General features: G+C 59.0%; 1 protein-coding gene. It reads left to right on the top strand.

Annotation, left to right across the window (positions count from 1 at the left end):
* The coding region (locus tag A3754_RS00765) for a tRNA-dihydrouridine synthase (protein ID WP_197468345.1) at positions 1 to 597 on the top strand (597 nt) is incomplete at its 5' end.
* Positions 598 to 743 lie beyond the last annotated feature (146 nt).

Below are 743 nucleotides of genomic sequence, written 5' to 3'. Positions count from 1 at the left end.
GCGGCGGTCCGCGTACCGGTGACGGTGAAAACCCGTATCGGCATCGATGACCAGGATGACTATGATTTCCTGTACCGGTTTGTGGGCCGCATGGAAGCCGCTGGCTGCACCAGCCTGACCATCCATGCCCGCAAGGCGATCCTTTCCGGCCTGTCCCCCAAGGAAAATCGGGATATCCCGCCGCTGATCTATCAGCGCGCCTATGCCATCAAACAGGCCTTTCCGCACATCGAAATCATCCTTAACGGCGGCGTTAAGACCCTGGATCAGGTGCACGAACACATGGGGGAAGTGGATGGCGTCATGATCGGTCGCGAGGCCTACCAGAACCCCTACTTCCTGGCCGAGGCAGACCGGGTGGTGTTTGGCGACGACCACGCCATTCCCAGCCGCAAGGCGGTTGCCGAGCAGTTCCTCCCCTATGTGGAACGCCGTTACGCCCTGGGCCACGCGCCCAAACACTCGCTGCGACATATCCTTAACCTGTTTCAGGGCCAACCCGGTGCCCGTCGTTTCCGCCGCCACCTCAGCGAAAACATGCACAAACCGGAGACGACACCACAAGTGCTCATGGACGCCTTGGCACAACTGCCTTAGGCTGTAAAAGTCTTTCACCACAGAGTTCACAGAGCCAACAAGCCGGATAGCACACTCTGTTTTTGTGGGAAGCTATGCTTGCATAGCGAATGCCGGCCGTGCCCGCCTCTTCACCATGCAAGCATGGTTTCCCACACCCCCGATTT

This window comes from Alcanivorax sp. HI0083 (assembly GCF_001635175.1).
The sequence above is the reverse complement of the archived record's forward strand: the minus strand, read 5'-3'. Positions and strand labels throughout refer to the sequence as shown.